Genomic DNA, 15,505 nt, shown 5'->3' with positions numbered 1-15,505 from the left:
GGGTGTTTTATTTTTCAAATGAAAATGAACTCGCTTCGCTCAGACACCATTTTCTTTATTGAAAAATAAAACACCCCCATACCCTCAGGTAACGCCAGTTGTCGCGACGATATACCAGGGTTTTACTTGGCTTTGCCTGAAAATATAGACCTCACTGGAAGCGAACCTGTGAGATAAGTCCGACATTAAAGCGCTGCCAAACCGAAGCATTCCGTAACGACATCACCATTTTCCGGCAGATTGGGGTGGTGGGGGTATTTTTCCGCCAGGAATGGGTGTCTGAGCGAAGCGAGTTCCATTCCCAAGGAAAAATACCCCCACCATCCCGATCCCCACAAAATCATCAGTCTTACCAGGGCATAAAAACTGACGCAAATCATTGCCACCACCCAGAACTTACCCTAATATCTAATGCGAACTATTATCATTATCGATATCAAAAGGGAGATTTTGACATGAGAAAACAAACTCTGGCGCTGCTGACCTGTGCTGCCCTGACGCTGCCCATATCTTCATTGGCTGATGAGGTGGAGCACTACGAAGGTAAGGAATCCGCCACCCTGAAAGAAGCCGTGGCCAACTTTTCTGAGTACAACGAAAAATTGGAAAACATTCTCTCCGGAGAACTGGATGCGGAAGCCATGAACGAGATTCATCAGCTTACTTATACCCTGGAAAACGCCCTCGGCAAGATCAATGAAGAGTTCGACGGCCTGGCGGTAACTCTGGAAGAGATCCATCTGGGCTCCGAGCGGGCCGATGCAGAAGGTGTGGCCTCCAACGGTAAATCCTACCTGGAAACCAGCCGTACGGTGATTGAATAAAGGTCGCGGACAACGACTGCTCTCGCTGCTACTCTTGAGTCTGGTATGACAACAGGTGGCAGCGATGCCCGGTTTTGAGGAAAGAGCTCAGGAATTACTGGACAGGCTCAGGAAAGATTACGAGTCCGGGGCTACCGCACTGACGCTGAGGACTCTCAGGGACATGGCGGCCGGTGTGGAGGCAACGAAGCCACACTCCGGCGAGCTGGCGCACTGGCTCGAGGAATTGCGCAGAGCCCGCCCCAGTATGATCGTGATTGGCAACGCCATGACAAAAGTGGCGTCGCGAATGGCAGAGGGCGATTCACCGCTGGCTGCGGTCCAACAGGTTACCAGTGAACTGGAAAATGCCAGCGCTGCCATAGCACAGCATGCCCGCAGGCAGATTCCACCCGACGCGGTGATTATGACCCACAGTTTCAGCTCGGTGGTGCTGGGGTTGTTCCGGTTACTGCGCAGAGGGCAACACAACTTTTCCGTTATCTGCACCCAGAGCAGTCCCGGACTGGAAGGGCATGAGCTGGCTCGAATTCTGAATGATATGAGCGTGCCGGTGACCCTGATTACCGATGCCCAGATGGGCCTGTTCATTCCCCGGGCGGATGTGGTGGTTACCGGGTGCGATACCTGGCTGGCGGACGGCCATTTCATCAACAAGAGTGGAACCCGCCTGCTGGCCCTGGCCGCCCACGCCCGCAACAAGCCGTTCTGGGTTCTTGGAGACAGCTTCAGGCACAGCAGTCAGACCAGCGATGAGGCCTCCCTGGAAGAAATGCCGGTCAGCGAGCTGAATGCGCCCGAAGGACACTGGATTACACCGCGGAATATCTATTTCGAAACCATTCCGCAGTCCCTGGTGTCCGGCGGGATCAACGAACAGGGCGTTTTTTCGTTCCCTGACTGGCCTCAGCCGTAAACGGGTCTTCCGGCCAGGGGTGTTTCGGGTAACGCCCGCGCATATCCTTTCGCACCTCGGGATAGGCATTGCGCCAGAAGCTTTCCAGGTCAGCCGTCACCGCCAGGGGGCGTTGCGCCGGGGAGAGCAGGTGGATCACAACGGGCACACGACCATCAGCGACGGTCGGTGTTCTGGTCCAGCCAAACAGGGCCTGGAGCTTGGCCGCCAGCACCGGTCCGTTTTCAGCCTTGTAGTCCAGTGTTACCGACTGGCCCGCAGGGATGGTCAGGCGGGTTGGCGCCAGGGCATCCAGGGCCTGTTGTTGCCGGTAATCCAGCAGGCTGGCAAGGGCCTGGTTCAGGTTGAGCTTCTCCAGGTCACGCCAGCGGTTCATTCCCGCCAGGAACGGCCCCAGCCAGGCTTCCAGGTTGTCGCTCAGCCAGCTCTCGCTGACATCCGGCCAGTCTCCGGGAAAACAACGGGCAAGCAGGCGAACCCGGGCAAGCCACTGTTCCGCCGCAGGTGTCCAGGGCAGAGTTCCCAGGCCCTTTTTGCGGATGGCTGTCAGCAGGCCCTGCTGGATCAGTTCAGCAGATGGGGCCGGCAGGACCGTTTCTTCCAGCACCAGTTGCCCCAGGGTCCGGACCCGGCGGGCCACCACCGTGCCACGGGTGTCGTCCCAGATCGCTTCCTCCCGTTCGTGGATATGAGGGGCCAGGTCCTGTTCCAGGAGCGCGGGGTTAACCGGCGCCGCAAGATAGATCGTCGCTTCCCGGGCCTTGCCATCCAGCTCCGCCGTGGCCAGCCATGGGAATCGGGCCAGCGGGTCGTCATCCCGGAGGGCCGCGCCGCGACCGTTGCTGAGCTGATAGCGGGGCAGGTCGCCATGACGCTTGCGTGCCACACGGTCAGGGTAGGCCAGGGCAAGCAGCCGGCCCACCTCATCACCGGCAGGCAGATCCCGCGGACGATCCAGATTACCGGCCAACCGAGACACGGATTTGCCAATGGCTTTCACTCTGGCGATATCAACACCATGGCGCGGTGCCTGGCCCCGCAGTATCCGGACACGCTCCTGCATGTCCGCCCCTGCCGACCGCCCGGCGATGTCCCGCTCCTCAAGCAGTGCGGCCAGTTCCGCCGCCAGGTAGCCGTGCCCCAGTTCCCGGCCCCGGATCATCATGTGGGCCAGCCGTGGATGTACCCCCATGTTGCGGCAGGCCTTGCCATGGTCGGTAATGGCGCCCTGTTGATCCAGCATGTCCAGCCATTGCAGCAATTCCGCTGCCTGCTGCCAGTGCGCCGGAGGGGGCGGATCAATCCACTCCAGCTGGTCCGGTGATCGCGCGCCCCACTGGGCCAGCTCCAGCACCAGAGGCGCCAGATCCGCCTCCTGTATTTCCGGTGGCGTGAATTCGGCCAGGCCAAACTGGGCCGACTCGCTCCACAGCCGATAGCAGTAACCGGGCTCGAGCCGGCCCGCCCGACCCTTGCGCTGCTCCGCCGAAGCCCTGGATACCCGGCCGGTCACCAGGCGGGTCATACCGCTGTTGGCATCGAACACGGCCCGGCGCTGCTGGCCACTGTCGACCACCACCCGTATGCCCTCGATGGTCAGGCTTGATTCTGCAATGGCGGTGGCCAGAACCACCTTGCGATAGCCTTCCGGCGCCGGCGCAATGGCCCTGTCCTGTTCCTCGTTTTTCAGGTTGCCGTATAACGGCGCGACGATAACGTCGGGGGTAACCAGTCCCTGAAGCTGCCGCTCCGCCCTCCGGATTTCACCGGCACCCGGCAGGAACACCAGCAGGGACCCGCCCTGTTCCGCCAAGGCTTCGCGAATGACGGCAACCACCTGGTCAACCACCCGGCCATTGCGGGGAAGCGGCCGGTAATCCACCTCCACGGGGAAGGCCCGGCCCTCACTGGTCAATACCGGCACGTCACCCAGCAAACGGGCGATAGGGGCGGTATCAAGAGTGGCGGACATCACGATGACCCGCAGATCCTCCCGAAGCGCCTGCCGCGACTCCCGCACCAGCGCCAGGCCCAGGTCGGCCTGCAGGGAACGTTCGTGAAATTCGTCGAAAATCACTGCTGCGTAGTCTTCCAGGGCCGGGTCACTCTGGATCAGCCTGGTAAGAATGCCTTCGGTCACCACTTCGATCACGGTGGCGGATGACACCCGGGTGTCCAGCCGGGTGCGGTAGCCCACGGTCTGGCCAGCCTGCTCTCCCATCTGCCCCGCCATATACCGCGCCGCCGACCGGGCCGCCAGCCGCCTGGGCTCCAGCATCAGTATCTTCCGGCCTTCCCGCCAGGGGGCATCCAGCAGGGCCAGGGGCACCCGGGTGGTTTTGCCGGCGCCGGGTGGGGCCTGCAGCAGGACCGTGGTTTCCTCTTGCAGGGTTTTGAAGAGGTCCGGGATTATGTGGTTTATCGGGAGCATCTGTCTGGCTTTTCTTAAGACTGCTTGTGTTGGGGGAGGGGCGTGGGGGTGTTTATTTTTCAAGTGGAAAATGAACTCGCTTCGCTCAGACACCATTTTCTGTTTGAAAAATAAACACCCCCACACCCTCAGGTAACTCGGGTAATTCGCCAGAGGGTACTATGGTCAGGCTTTGCCTTGCACGAGGCAATGATTCCTTACCCAGTCTGTATCGAAAACGGCGATAACTGCCAGTTACCTGAGAGTGGGGTGGTGGGGTATTTTTCCGCCAGGAATGGGTGTCTGAGCGAAGCGAGTTCCATTCCCAAGGAAAAATACCCCACCACCCCGCTCCTGCCCCCAGCTATCAGTCCTAAGAGGGAGAACTCTGAGCCCGATGCCACTTCTCCGGCCAGGGCACAAAGAACGCGAACAGAACCCCGAAAGCCAACGCCGCCACACCAATACCAAAGGCCGACGTCAGGCTACCCCCCGCGTCCAGCCATTGCTTGGTGAGCCAGGGGCCCGCCATCTGGGTGAAGCCGTAAACCGAGACCATGGCTGCGGACAGACGCGGGCCCTGGTGCGGGTGAAGGGCACGGCCGATGCGCTGGGTGAGCATGACGGTTCCCACAAAGGTGATGCCCACCAGAGCGGCGCACAGTACCAGGCCGATAGCGCCGGGAAGGATGACTGCCGCCAGCACTCCGGCAAGCTGGACGACGAAGTTCAGCCTCAAGGCGTTCAGGTCACCCAGTCTGGCGCCCAGTGTGTTCCAGAGCCAGGGCGAAAACAGGGTCACTACCGCCGCCACCAGCCAGGCACCATCGAGGAGCCAGTGCTGGGCTGGCAGCTGGTCCTTGGCCAGCAGCGGCAGGAAGGTCATGGGCAGGATATAGCCGAGGCCGGCACCGGCGTAGGAAAGGAACAGGGGTACACTGGCCCGGTCCAGCAGGGGGGACTTGCCGGCTGCCGGTTTGTCACCGCCCTGCTCGCGCACATCCACCTTCAGCTGGAGTAACCGCAGGGTCGCCCACCAGGCCAGGGGAATGGAGAGGATAAAGGCAGGCCACCAGCGTTCGTTGCCGGCCAGCCAGGGGGCGGTGAAGGTGACCAGCCCGCTGGACACCAGCAGCCCCAACCCGACACCGATGTACAGATGGCCACTCATCGACGCACGGTTACGCAGCACCAGCCATTCCAGGATCAGGGCGGGAACCTGGACGAAGACAATACCGTTGGCAATGCCATTGAATAGGCGCGCCAGTGTCATGGCTGTCAGGTGATCGCTCAGGGCCATGACCAGGGTGGTGACGGTGTGCACTGCCAGAGCCAGTGGCAGCAGCCGGCGAATCTGGCTGATCTGGTGCCAGCGGATCGCCAGCAGGGCACCGATGAGGTAACCGAGGTAATTCCAGGTGGCCACCGCCGCACCCTGTCCGGCACTGATCTGACCGTCGCCAACGAGATAAGGTAGCAAGGGGGTGTAGATAAACCGGCCAAGACCGTGGGTGACCAGTAACAGAATGGCGCCGGCGGCCAGTACCGCAAACAGTTCCCGGGGGTTGGTGGATGACTGACGGGAATTCGGCATAACAGGGCCTCTGATAAAAACCGGTGGGCAGTCTAAGCCAGCAGCAGCAGAAAGTCAGTGTGACTTAAGGCGCAACCGCAGGACTTATCAGGACCGGGAGGCTCTCGGATGGTTGGCCCGGGCCCACTCATAGATCTCTCGGTAGGCTTTCACCAGATCGTCCGGGTCGTGAGGTGGTTGCAGCACGGCGGCCATTTCGCCCTCGGGATTGATCAGCGCAAAGTGGCCACTGTGGTCCACCAGCAGTTCGTCATCCACCTCGCGGTGCGTAAATGCCGCGTTCATGCTCTTGGCCAGTTCCCTCAGGGTTTCCAGGTCACCGGTAAGGCCATGAAAGTTTTCCCCGAAGAAGCCAACGTAGTCCTTCAGTTTTTCCGGGGTATCGTGTTCCGGATCTGCGGTGATCAACAGGAAGTCGGGCTGAGGCAGGTCGTCCGGCAGCAGCTTGTCGGTACTGCGCAGGTTTGCCATGGCGGCCGGGCAGATGTCCGGGCAATTGGTGTAGCCCACGAAGGCAAAAGTCCATTTTCCCCGGAGGCTTTCCCGGGTGACAGCCTCCCCCTCTTCGTTGACCAGTTCGAAATCGGCGAGTTCGCGACCCTGGTCATACACGTAGGCATTGATTTCACTGAGTTCAGGTGCGGGAGCAGGCTCCTCATCGCCCACCATCAATACCTGCCGTCCGACCACCAAACCGAAGATCAGTACAACAACCAACAGCAGAATGATCAGCGTCAGGCGAATCGAACGGTCCATGAAGTCTCCGGCAAATCAGTAATCAGAAAAATACAAAATGGTCGACCAGCAACACCACAAACAGTGCCATAAGGTAGGTGATGGAATATTTGAAGGTGTTCAGTGCCACCCGGCGATCATCGCCCTTGAGCAGCCGGACAGCATACTGCAAAAAGCGCAGGCCCAAAACCAGGGCACCCACCAGGTAGATCAGGCCCGACATGCCGGTAACGAATGGCAACAGGCTGACTGCCAGTAACATCAGGGTATACAGCAGAATATGCAGTTCGGTGTACTTGTTGCCATGGGTAACCGGCAGCATGGGGATACCCGCCTTGGCGTATTCTTCCTTGCGGTGAATGGCCAGTGCCCAGAAATGCGGCGGTGTCCAGGCAAAAATAATGAGCACCAGCAGGAGGCCATGGCCTTCCACCTGGCCGGTCACTGCCGTCCAGCCCAGCAAGGGTGGCATGGCGCCGGCAAGGCCACCAATGACGATGTTCTGGGGTGTCATACGCTTGAGGAACAGGGTGTAGACGCCGGCGTATCCCACCAGTGAGGCCAGCGTGAGCCAGGCGGTAAGGGCATTGACCTGCCACACCAGAATGATCATTCCCGATACGGCCAGCACAGCGGCAAACATCAGCGCATCAAGGGGAGAGATTTTTCCGGTGGCGACGGGCCGCTTTCGGGTGCGGGCCATGACGGTGTCAATCTTCTGGTCAACCACATGGTTAACCACGGCCGCGGCGCCGGCCAGCAGGGCAATACCAAGGTTACCGTAGAGCAGTACTTCCCAGCCCGGTATCCCCGGGGTGGCCAGCAACATGCCAATCACCGAGGTCAGAATCATCATCGCCACGACTCTGGGCTTGGTCAGCTCCAGAAAATCGCGCCAGGAAATATGCACGGAAACGGATCCGCTGGTGGTGCCTTGCGCCGGCAATCCCTCAACATGCTCGCTCATGCCGTCACCTCTCGTTCAATTGTTGTTGTATGTTTTGTGTCCTCTGGCTGCGGCAGACCCTGCTGGTGGAAGCGCCAGATCAGGTTGATAACGGCCAGCAGCAGCCCCGCGCCCATGGCATTGTGCGCCACGGCAACCGACAGGGGAATATGAAACACGATGTTCGCCAGGCCCAATGCAATCTGCGCCGCCAGCACCACAGCCACCAGTTCCACGTGTCGTACCATGGGCGTATGTTTTGTCCTGCGCCACAGTAATGCCAGAAATACCGTGAAGTACGCAAGCACTATCACGGCGCCCAGGCGATGGGTCACGTGGATGGCTACCCGCCCATCGGCTGTCAGTTGCCCCCCAAGGTAGTTTGGCCCTACATGCTGGGTGACATCGAACCCGTGCCGGAAGTCCATCTCAGCAGGCCACCATTCGCCCTGACAGGTAGGCAGGTCGGTACAGGCCACGGCAGCATAATTGGCTGCCGTCCAGGCACCCAGGGCAATCTGCATCACAACCAGAGCCAGGCCCCCGTAGAGCCAGGGGCGGAAACGGTTGCTCCGGGCCGGTTCCGTTTCCCGCCGCACTTTTTCAGCCTGCTGCTGCTTGCCGCGCAGACGCAGTGTCAGCAGAGTCAGCAGGCTCAACGTGGTAAACCCGCCCAGCAGATGCAGGGCAACCACCTGGGGCCATAGCTTCAGGGTAACCGTCCACATGCCGAAGGCACCCTGGAGCACAATGAAAAGAGCAATAAACAGGGGCAAACGGTAAGGCAGCCCTTCCCGGCGATGCCGGAAAGCGAACGCCGCCAGCCCGAACACCACCAGCCCAAGCGCCCCGGCGGCGTATCGGTGGATCATTTCCGGCCAGCCTTTCTCCACATCAACCGGGGTATCCGGGAACCGTGCATTGGCGATGGCCATCCGCGCCTCGTCCTGGGGTACGGTCAGAAATCCATAACAGCCCGGCCAGTCAGGGCACCCGAGCCCGGCATCCACCAGGCGTGTCCAGGCACCCAGCATGATCACCACTACCGCCAGCAGACTTGCCAGCAAGGACCAACGCGCCAGAGTCCGGGCATGGCGGGATGAATTGTCGCGGATTTCGTTCAACGCTGGATCTCCCGGCAAGTGTGATTAACCAATCTGTGACAGTTTCAACAGGTGCTTGAGGTCTTTGAGCATGTCCTTGCCGGTATGCTCGGTGCCGTAATGCAGGATGACGTTACCGAAAGGATCCACCAACAGAATACGCGGTTCCTGGTCGGGGCTGACGCCAGCCGGCCACCGGGGCGATTCACCGTCGGAAACAGTCAGCCGTTCCATTGAGCCGTATTCGTCCTTCCAGCGTGCAGACAGATCCTCGGGAACCGTACCCAGCCAGGCAGACCGGTTGACCCGGTTCGCATTCTTGCCGAGGGCAATATTGACCTGTCGGGCGCGATACAGCAGCTCTTCGCAATCACCACCGCAATCACCGGATACCACCATCATCATCCATTCCGGGTCCGCGGCCTCGGGGCCAAAACGGTCTGCCAGGGGCTTACCGTTGGCGCCTTCCAGTTGCATCTGGCCCAGAGGTGCCGGTGGCTGGATCAACTCGCCGTTATTGCTGTGGTCGGTCGGATTCAGCCAACCGGTGTAGAACATGATCGTGGCAACGATCATCGGGCCAAAACCCAGGGTGAACAGCAGCAATGCTGTTCTTCTGCCGCGTCGGACCTGCTCGGGAGACACTGCATCTTCCTGGTCGTTCTGGTCGGTTTTCTCAGCCGTTGTCATTGTCGTCGTTGGCTCCTGTTTTGCGATAACTCGCGACCACCGTCAATATAACCAGTGCTGCGGCCAGTGAAAACCATTGCAGCGCATATCCGTAATGGGTCTGGGGCCCCATCATGTCCGGCGCCCAGTCGGCGCGGTAGGCGCCGGGTTGCTCCGGGCCGGAGAGCCGTAATACAAGGGCCGCAATGTCAGGCTCCACTTCCCGTGCCTGCTGATAAGACAGCGACTGTGTTCGCCGCGGCCATCCATCATTGTTCCCGGACACCTCTTTCAAAACCGGTGGCTCGGGGAATTCACTCAGGCGCCCCTGCAGACGGACCTCTCCGCGCGGCGCGTTGATGTCCGGCAGTTCATCGCGGCGCCGTGGCGCCTGAATCCAGCCACGGTTCACCAGTACCGGGCTGCCCTGTTCCGGATAGAATACCGTCAGCACTTCATAGCCGGGGGCACCATCACGGGTACGGTTATCCAGTAACCAGGACCTGTCGCCAAAACGCCCGCCAATGCTGACTGGCTGGCCTGCGTCCAGGCCCGAAGCCTGTAACTCCTGCCAGCTGAGACTGCCTGCCTCCTCCTGCCACTGGGCCAGCTGCGCCTTTTTCTCCTGGGCCCGTTCTAGTTGCCAGACCCCCAGGCCCACAAGCAAAGGCAGGAACAGTCCTGCAAACACCATAAGCCGCCAATCAAAGTGCCACTGCCGGCGGGATTGATCCACCGAATCAGGCATGCTCTGCTATAGTGGTTTTTTGACCCATGTTTCCGTTAACAGGAATTTTCATGCTGAAGTTTCTCATTGTCGTACTGATGCTGGCCGTTGTGGTGAGCCTGTTCAGCGGGTTGTTTTTCCTGATCAGGGATGGCGGGAAAACGAACCGTGTCCTGAATTCCCTGGCATTGCGGGTTGCGCTGAGCGTCATGCTGCTGGCTGTCATTCTGCTTTCTTTATGGCAAGGGGGCCTGACGCTGAATCCGACCCCCTGATGACTCCACTCAGATCACGTAGACAAACACGAACAGGCCGAGCCACACCACATCGACAAAGTGCCAGTACCAGGCAGCGGCTTCAAACCCGAAATGGTTATCGGCCGTGAAGTGGCCCTTACGGATACGAAGCAGCATGATGAATAGCATCAACGTACCCAGTATTACATGTGCCCCGTGAAAACCGGTCAGCATGAAGAAAGTACTGCCATAGATTCCCGACTCGAGCGTCAGCCCCAGGTCGCGATAGGCATGAACGTATTCATAGCCCTGAACGCAGACGAAGACCAGTGCCAGGGCAATGGTGGCGGTCAGCCAGGTCTTGACCTTCTGACGGTTATTTTCCTTCAGGGCATGGTGAGCAACGGTTACGGTGAAAGAGGACGTTACCAGCAGTATGGTATTGATCAGCGGCAGACCCCAGGGCCCGATCACGCCTTCCGGCGCCGGATAGGAATCAGGGTCCGGAGTGTTGATCAACGGCCAGGTGGCCTGGAAACCTTCCCAGAGCATGTTGGAGCTGCCACGATCCCCCTCGCCACCAAGCCAGGGTATCGCGAACACCCTGGCATAGAACAATGCGCCGAAAAAGGCCGCGAAGAACATGACTTCCGAGAAGATGAACCAGCTCATGCCCCAGCGGAACGACCGGTCCATCTGCGGGCTGTAAAGTCCTGAACGACTTTCCTTGATCACATTGCCAAACCAGCCGAACAGCATGTAAACCATGATGGCCGACCCCACCCAGAACATGATCCAGGACCCGGTCGTACTATTGCCTTCCTTGCCATTCACCATAATGGCCGCTACGCCATAGAGCATCACCCCAAGGCCAACCGTCGCTACAATTGGCCACTTACTCTGTTCCGGAACGTAATACGTCTGGTTCTCCGCCATGACAATCTCCGATGGCTTATCCGTTATCGTTTGTTATTTTCCCGGCCGTTCATTTGACTTCCGGCGGGGTGGAGAAGGTGTGGTAAGGCGCCGGTGAGGGCACAGTCCACTCAAGGCCTTCCGCTCCATCCCAGGGCTTGGCGGATGCTTTTTCGCCACCCCTGACACACTTGACCACAATCACCAGGAACAGGATCTGGGTAGCCCCGAACATGAAGGCACCGATACTGGACACCATGTTGAAGTCGGCAAACTGCAGTGCGTAGTCCGGAATCCGGCGCGGCATGCCTGCCAGCCCGAGGAAGTGCATGGGGAAGAACGCCAGGTTCATACCCACGAACGACAACCAGAAATGGGTCTTGGCAAGCGTCTCGTCGTACATGTGCCCCGTCCACTTGGGCAGCCAGAAGTAGGCCGATGCGAAGATGCCGAAGATAGCACCCGGAACCAGAACGTAGTGGAAGTGGGCAACCACGAAGTAAGTGTCATGATACTGGAAGTCAGCCGGTGCAATGGCCAGCATCAGGCCGGAGAAACCACCGATGGTGAACAGGATGACGAAAGCCACCGCAAACAGCATCGGAGCCTCGAACGTCAGCGAGCCACGGAACATGGTGGCCACCCAGTTGAAGACCTTCACCCCGGTGGGCACCGCAATCAGCATGGTGGCATACATGAAGAACAGCTGGCCGGCGATGGGAATGCCCACGGTGAACATGTGGTGCGCCCAGACCACGAACGACAGCAGCGCAATGGCGCCCACCGCATAAACCATGGAGGCGTAGCCGAACAGGGGTTTGCGGGAGAACGCCGGAATGATGTGGGATACCGCGCCGAAGGCCGGCAGGATCATGATGTACACCTCGGGGTGGCCGAAGAACCAGAACACATGCTGGAACAGCACCGGGTCACCACCGCCGGAGGCGTCAAAGAAGCTGGTGCCGAAGTTGATGTCCATCAGCATCATGGTGACCACGCCAGCCAGCACCGGCATGACCGCGATCAGCAGGAAGGCGGTGATCAGCCAGGTCCAGACGAACAGGGGCATCTTCATCAGGGTCATGCCCGGCGCCCGCATGTTCAGGATGGTGGCGATAACGTTAATAGCGCCCATGATCGAGGACACACCCATGATGTGAACCGCGAAAATAAAGAAGGTGGTGCTTGGCGGGCCGTAGGTCGTCGACAGCGGTGCGTAGAAGGTCCAGCCGAAGTTGGGTGCGCCCCCTTCCATGAACAGGGTGGATACCAGAATCAGGAAAGCGCAGGGCAGCAGCCAGAAGCTCCAGTTGTTCATCCGTGGCAGGGCCATATCAGGCGCCCCTACCATCAGCGGCAACATCCAGTTAGCCAGGCCGACAAAGGCCGGCATGACAGCGCCGAACACCATGATCAGACCATGCATGGTGGTCATCTGGTTGAAGAATTCCGGCTCTACAATCTGCAGGCCCGGCTGGAACAGCTCGGCCCGGATAACCATGGCCATGGCCCCGCCGAGCAGGAACATGGTGAAACTGAATATCAGGTACATGGACCCGATATCCTTGTGATTGGTCGTCAACAGCCACCGTGTAATGCCCTTGGCAGGGCCGTGGTGATGATCGTCCTGGGCGTGGGTATCTGCAACCGCACTCATGAAAAACCCCCGTTACCGCCGTGTTGTTCTGGCTGGTGATGTTGTTAATCAGTCCTGGTTCTTGTATTCAAAGACTTCTTTTGGCGTGATCATGTCGCCGGTGTCGTTACCCCAGGCATTACGCTCGTAGGTGATGACCGCGGCAAGATCGACCTCATTAAGCTGGTCCCCGAAAGCCTGCATGGCCGTTCCGGATACACCGTTCACCACAACATCCAGGTGACCCTCCATATCTTCCAGAACCATCTCGCTGCCCTGGAGTGCCGGGAATGCGGGCGGCGAGCCGCTGCCGTCTTCCTGGTGGCATGAAGCACAGGCGCTGGCATAGGTCTTTTCGCCCCGCTCCATCAGCTCCTCCATGGTCCAGTCCTTCTCGGTCAACTCACGTTCCCGCTCGGCCTCTTCTTTCTTCCCGGCCACCCATTCATCGTACTCGTCCTGGGGAACGGCCTTGACGACCACCGGCATGAACCCATGGTCCTTGCCGCACAGCTCGGTACACTGGCCACGGTAGATTCCCGGCTCGTCCACACGGGTCCAGGTTTCATTGATGAAGCCCGGGATCGCATCTTTCTTGACACCAAACTCAGGCACCCACCAGGAGTGAATCACGTCGTTGGCGGTAAGCAACAGGCGGACTTTCGCACCCACGGGCACAACCATCGGATTGTCCACGTCCAGCAGGTAGTTTTCGTTCTTGCCGATGCGGTTGTATATCTCGTCTTTACTGGTAGACATGCTGGAGAAGTAACCGAATTCTTCATCGACGTAGTCGTATTTCCAGCGCCACTGGTAACCGGTGACCTTGATGTCGACTTCGGCTTCGCTGGTGTCATACATGTCCACGAGGGTGGCGGTGGCGGGAATGGCCATTACCACCAGAATAACCAGCGGTATGATGGTCCAGAGAATTTCTACCAGCGTGTTTTCATGGAAGTTGGCAGGTTTCCGGCCCGACGATTTGCGGTGAGCAAATATCGACCAGAACATGACACCGAAGACCACCACGCCGATGACGACGCAGATCCAGAGGATAGTCATGTGAAGGCTGAAAATATCGTTACTGGTACCGGTGACCCCGGGACTCATGTTCAGCGTCCAGTCTGCCATGGACAACGCTGGCGTCATAAGTCCGCCCAAGAGGACACCTGCCCGCTTAGCGTGCACGCGCATAATACTGTGTCTCCACAGAGTGTTATTCTTGTCGGATTTTGCGTCCAATCCCTCTGTTAACGGACAGTGCTCGCACACACCATTCGAAGCCAGAGTGGAAGTCTGCTATGGATATTTCAGAAAACAGTATAGACACAGATCAAAAAAATGCGAAAGTCCGGGACGACATAAATCAACTAACTAAAGGGGGAACTTTTTCCAGCTCCGTGAAATCACCTCTGCTACTGACGACCACCGACCGACGCCTCTGGGCGCTGGCCTGGCCCCTGATGCTCACAAACCTTACCGTGCCGCTTCTCGGGCTGGTGGACACCGCCGTGCTTGGCCATCTCGAGAGCCCGGAATACCTGGGTGCCGTTGCCGTGGGCGCAAACCTGTTCAGCATTCTCTACTGGACCTTCGGCTTCATGCGCATGGGTACTACCGGCCTAGCGGCCCAGGCCTGGGGTAAACGGGATCAGTTCGCCCAGATAGCCCTGCTGTTGCGCTCGGTGCTCCTGGCCACCGGCATCGGCCTGTTGCTGATCCTGTTCCACCAACCCCTTATCCACCTGGGCCTTGAGCTGATGAACCCCAGCGAGCGGGTTGCGGCCCTTGCTGCGGAATATGCCAGCATCCGTATCTGGAGCGCCCCCGCCGTGCTTTGTCAGTACACGCTGGTGGGCTGGCTGATCGGCACTCAATTACCCAAGGGCCCCATGGTAATGCTGATCGTGGCCAATGGGCTCAATATCATCCTGGATATCCTGTTTGTCACCGGCTTCGGGTGGAACAGCCGTGGTGTTGCCATGGCCACCGTGCTGGCGGAATATTCCGCCGCGGCCATCGGTTTCCGCATGGTGCTGCTAAGGATGCCCGCCGGCCAGGGGTTCAGCCGCGCATTGTTCGGCCAGTTGCACGACTACCTGAAAATTCTGCGGGTCAACCGTTACATCATGGTGCGCACCATCGCCCTGCTGCTGGTACTGGCATTCTTTACCGCCCAGGGCGCAAGGCAGGGGGACGTCATACTGGCAGCCAACGCGGTACTGATCACATTTTTGCTGGTGATCTCCAACGGCCTTGATGGCTTTGCCAATGCCGCCGAGGCGCTGATCGGCGAGGCGGTTGGCAAGAACAGTCGGCGGCAGTTCCGGCAGGTGTTCCGGGTGGCTTTCCGCTGGGCCCTCTGGGGCTCGATACTGTTTACGGTGGCCTTTGTGCTTGGCGGTCGCTTGCTGATCACCCTGCTGACCGGCATCGATGAAGTGCGGGCCACCGCCTGGCTCTATCTGCCCTGGTTGTGGATGCTGCCGCTGGCTTCGGTCTGGGGATTTCTGCTGGACGGCGTTTTCATTGGCGCCACCCGCACGCGGGACATGCAGAACACCATGCTGTTTTCGGCAGTGGCGGTTTTCCTGCCGGTCTGGTGGCTGACCACCGGGTGGGGAAATCATGGCCTCTGGTTTTCCCTGATCTGTCTGATGCTGGCCCGCGCCGCTACCATGGGTTTACTTTTTCGAAGCCATTCGCGACACGATCGCTGGTTCTCAGAACAATAGGCGACGCCGCATGGCTTTGAACGAACATCCTTCTCAGTTTTAATGTGGACACCAAAGCA

At 59.2% G+C, this 15,505-nt stretch carries 14 protein-coding genes; 4 read left to right on the top strand and 10 right to left on the bottom strand.

Annotated features, from left to right (window positions below; genetic code table 11):
- Positions 1–455 precede the first annotated feature (455 nt).
- Together HLUCCO03_RS18475 and HLUCCO03_RS18470 are read left to right on the top strand one after the other, a co-directional pair.
- The gene (locus HLUCCO03_RS18475; protein ID WP_027830316.1) at positions 456–824 is read left to right on the top strand and encodes a DUF6746 family protein; all 369 of its coding nucleotides are present in this window, start codon (positions 456–458) and stop codon (positions 822–824) included.
- A gap of 64 nt (positions 825–888) precedes the next feature.
- A complete protein-coding gene (locus HLUCCO03_RS18470; protein WP_027830315.1) occupies positions 889–1,740 on the top strand; it encodes a translation initiation factor eIF-2B in 852 nt (283 codons plus the stop codon).
- On the opposite strand, the gene hrpB is transcribed toward HLUCCO03_RS18470, so the two are convergent.
- From hrpB to HLUCCO03_RS18435, 7 genes are all read right to left on the bottom strand, one after another.
- Positions 1,694–4,171 (bottom strand): ATP-dependent helicase HrpB, encoded by a 2,478-nt coding sequence (hrpB, locus tag HLUCCO03_RS18465; protein WP_027830314.1) that lies wholly within the window; start codon positions 4,169–4,171, stop codon positions 1,694–1,696. The genes HLUCCO03_RS18470 and hrpB overlap by 47 nt on opposite strands.
- A gap of 352 nt (positions 4,172–4,523) precedes the next feature.
- The gene (locus HLUCCO03_RS18460; RefSeq protein WP_027830313.1) at positions 4,524–5,744 is read right to left on the bottom strand and encodes a YbfB/YjiJ family MFS transporter; all 1,221 of its coding nucleotides are present in this window, start codon (positions 5,742–5,744) and stop codon (positions 4,524–4,526) included.
- Positions 5,745–5,831: 87 nt separating this feature from the next.
- Positions 5,832–6,500, bottom strand: coding sequence for an SCO family protein (locus HLUCCO03_RS18455; protein WP_027830312.1), 669 nt, complete (start codon positions 6,498–6,500; stop codon positions 5,832–5,834).
- Positions 6,501–6,522: 22 nt separating this feature from the next.
- Positions 6,523–7,446, bottom strand: a complete 924-nt coding sequence (cyoE, locus tag HLUCCO03_RS18450) for a heme o synthase (RefSeq protein WP_027830311.1) — start codon at positions 7,444–7,446, stop codon at positions 6,523–6,525.
- The gene (locus tag HLUCCO03_RS18445) at positions 7,443–8,549 is read right to left on the bottom strand and encodes a heme A synthase (protein WP_051603732.1); all 1,107 of its coding nucleotides are present in this window, start codon (positions 8,547–8,549) and stop codon (positions 7,443–7,445) included. Before HLUCCO03_RS18445 ends, cyoE begins: the two co-directional genes overlap by 4 nt.
- A gap of 24 nt (positions 8,550–8,573) precedes the next feature.
- Positions 8,574–9,218 carry a hypothetical protein gene (locus HLUCCO03_RS18440; protein WP_027830309.1) on the bottom strand — a complete coding sequence of 215 codons (645 nt, stop codon included), beginning with the start codon at positions 9,216–9,218 and terminating at the stop codon, positions 8,574–8,576.
- A complete protein-coding gene (locus HLUCCO03_RS18435; protein ID WP_027830308.1) occupies positions 9,205–9,945 on the bottom strand; it encodes an SURF1 family protein in 741 nt (246 codons plus the stop codon). The genes HLUCCO03_RS18440 and HLUCCO03_RS18435 overlap by 14 nt, the downstream gene beginning before the upstream one ends.
- Positions 9,946–9,995: 50 nt before the next feature.
- Here HLUCCO03_RS18435 and HLUCCO03_RS18430 point away from each other — a divergent pair, with 50 nt between their 5' ends.
- The gene (locus HLUCCO03_RS18430; RefSeq protein ID WP_027830307.1) at positions 9,996–10,199 is read left to right on the top strand and encodes a twin transmembrane helix small protein; all 204 of its coding nucleotides are present in this window, start codon (positions 9,996–9,998) and stop codon (positions 10,197–10,199) included.
- A gap of 9 nt (positions 10,200–10,208) precedes the next feature.
- Here the strand turns inward: HLUCCO03_RS18430 and HLUCCO03_RS18425 are convergent, their stop codons facing one another.
- The 3 genes from HLUCCO03_RS18425 to coxB are packed head-to-tail and all read right to left on the bottom strand — an operon-like array spanning position 10,209 to position 13,905.
- Positions 10,209–11,096, bottom strand: coding sequence for a cytochrome c oxidase subunit 3 (locus tag HLUCCO03_RS18425; RefSeq protein ID WP_027830306.1), 888 nt, complete (start codon positions 11,094–11,096; stop codon positions 10,209–10,211).
- 49 nt (positions 11,097–11,145) lie between these two features.
- Entirely contained in the window at positions 11,146–12,732 is a 1,587-nt protein-coding gene (gene ctaD / locus HLUCCO03_RS18420; protein WP_027830305.1) for a cytochrome c oxidase subunit I, read from the bottom strand.
- 48 nt (positions 12,733–12,780) lie between these two features.
- Entirely contained in the window at positions 12,781–13,905 is a 1,125-nt protein-coding gene (gene coxB, locus HLUCCO03_RS18415) for a cytochrome c oxidase subunit II (RefSeq protein ID WP_036197126.1), read from the bottom strand.
- Between the two features lie 269 nt (positions 13,906–14,174).
- Between coxB and HLUCCO03_RS18410 the strand changes: the two genes are divergently transcribed.
- Positions 14,175–15,446, top strand: coding sequence for an MATE family efflux transporter (locus tag HLUCCO03_RS18410; protein WP_292016772.1), 1,272 nt, complete (start codon positions 14,175–14,177; stop codon positions 15,444–15,446).
- The last annotated feature ends 59 nt before the right edge of the window (positions 15,447–15,505 follow it).

The sequence above is a fragment of the Marinobacter sp. HL-58 genome, from assembly GCF_001314605.1.
Taxonomy (GTDB): domain Bacteria; phylum Pseudomonadota; class Gammaproteobacteria; order Pseudomonadales; family Oleiphilaceae; genus Marinobacter.
The sequence above is the reverse complement of the archived record's forward strand: the minus strand, read 5'-3'. Positions and strand labels throughout refer to the sequence as shown.

What these genes read in the sequence shown, in the direction of transcription:
- HLUCCO03_RS18475 (WP_027830316.1), top strand. Translation starts at nt 456, where the DNA reads ATGAGAAAACAAACTCTGGCGCTGCTGACCTGTGCTGCCCTGACGCTG.
- HLUCCO03_RS18440 (WP_027830309.1), bottom strand. Translation starts at nt 9,218, where the DNA reads ATGACAACGGCTGAGAAAACCGACCAGAACGACCAGGAAGATGCAGTG.
- coxB (WP_036197126.1), bottom strand. Translation starts at nt 13,905, where the DNA reads ATGCGCGTGCACGCTAAGCGGGCAGGTGTCCTCTTGGGCGGACTTATG.
- ctaD (WP_027830305.1), bottom strand. Translation starts at nt 12,732, where the DNA reads ATGAGTGCGGTTGCAGATACCCACGCCCAGGACGATCATCACCACGGC.
- HLUCCO03_RS18470 (WP_027830315.1), top strand. Translation starts at nt 889, where the DNA reads ATGCCCGGTTTTGAGGAAAGAGCTCAGGAATTACTGGACAGGCTCAGG.
- HLUCCO03_RS18455 (WP_027830312.1), bottom strand. Translation starts at nt 6,500, where the DNA reads ATGGACCGTTCGATTCGCCTGACGCTGATCATTCTGCTGTTGGTTGTT.
- HLUCCO03_RS18425 (WP_027830306.1), bottom strand. Translation starts at nt 11,096, where the DNA reads ATGGCGGAGAACCAGACGTATTACGTTCCGGAACAGAGTAAGTGGCCA.
- HLUCCO03_RS18430 (WP_027830307.1), top strand. Translation starts at nt 9,996, where the DNA reads ATGCTGAAGTTTCTCATTGTCGTACTGATGCTGGCCGTTGTGGTGAGC.
- HLUCCO03_RS18410 (WP_292016772.1), top strand. Translation starts at nt 14,175, where the DNA reads ATGCTCACAAACCTTACCGTGCCGCTTCTCGGGCTGGTGGACACCGCC.
- HLUCCO03_RS18435 (WP_027830308.1), bottom strand. Translation starts at nt 9,945, where the DNA reads ATGCCTGATTCGGTGGATCAATCCCGCCGGCAGTGGCACTTTGATTGG.
- HLUCCO03_RS18460 (WP_027830313.1), bottom strand. Translation starts at nt 5,744, where the DNA reads ATGCCGAATTCCCGTCAGTCATCCACCAACCCCCGGGAACTGTTTGCG.
- cyoE (WP_027830311.1), bottom strand. Translation starts at nt 7,446, where the DNA reads ATGAGCGAGCATGTTGAGGGATTGCCGGCGCAAGGCACCACCAGCGGA.
- hrpB (WP_027830314.1), bottom strand. Translation starts at nt 4,171, where the DNA reads ATGCTCCCGATAAACCACATAATCCCGGACCTCTTCAAAACCCTGCAA.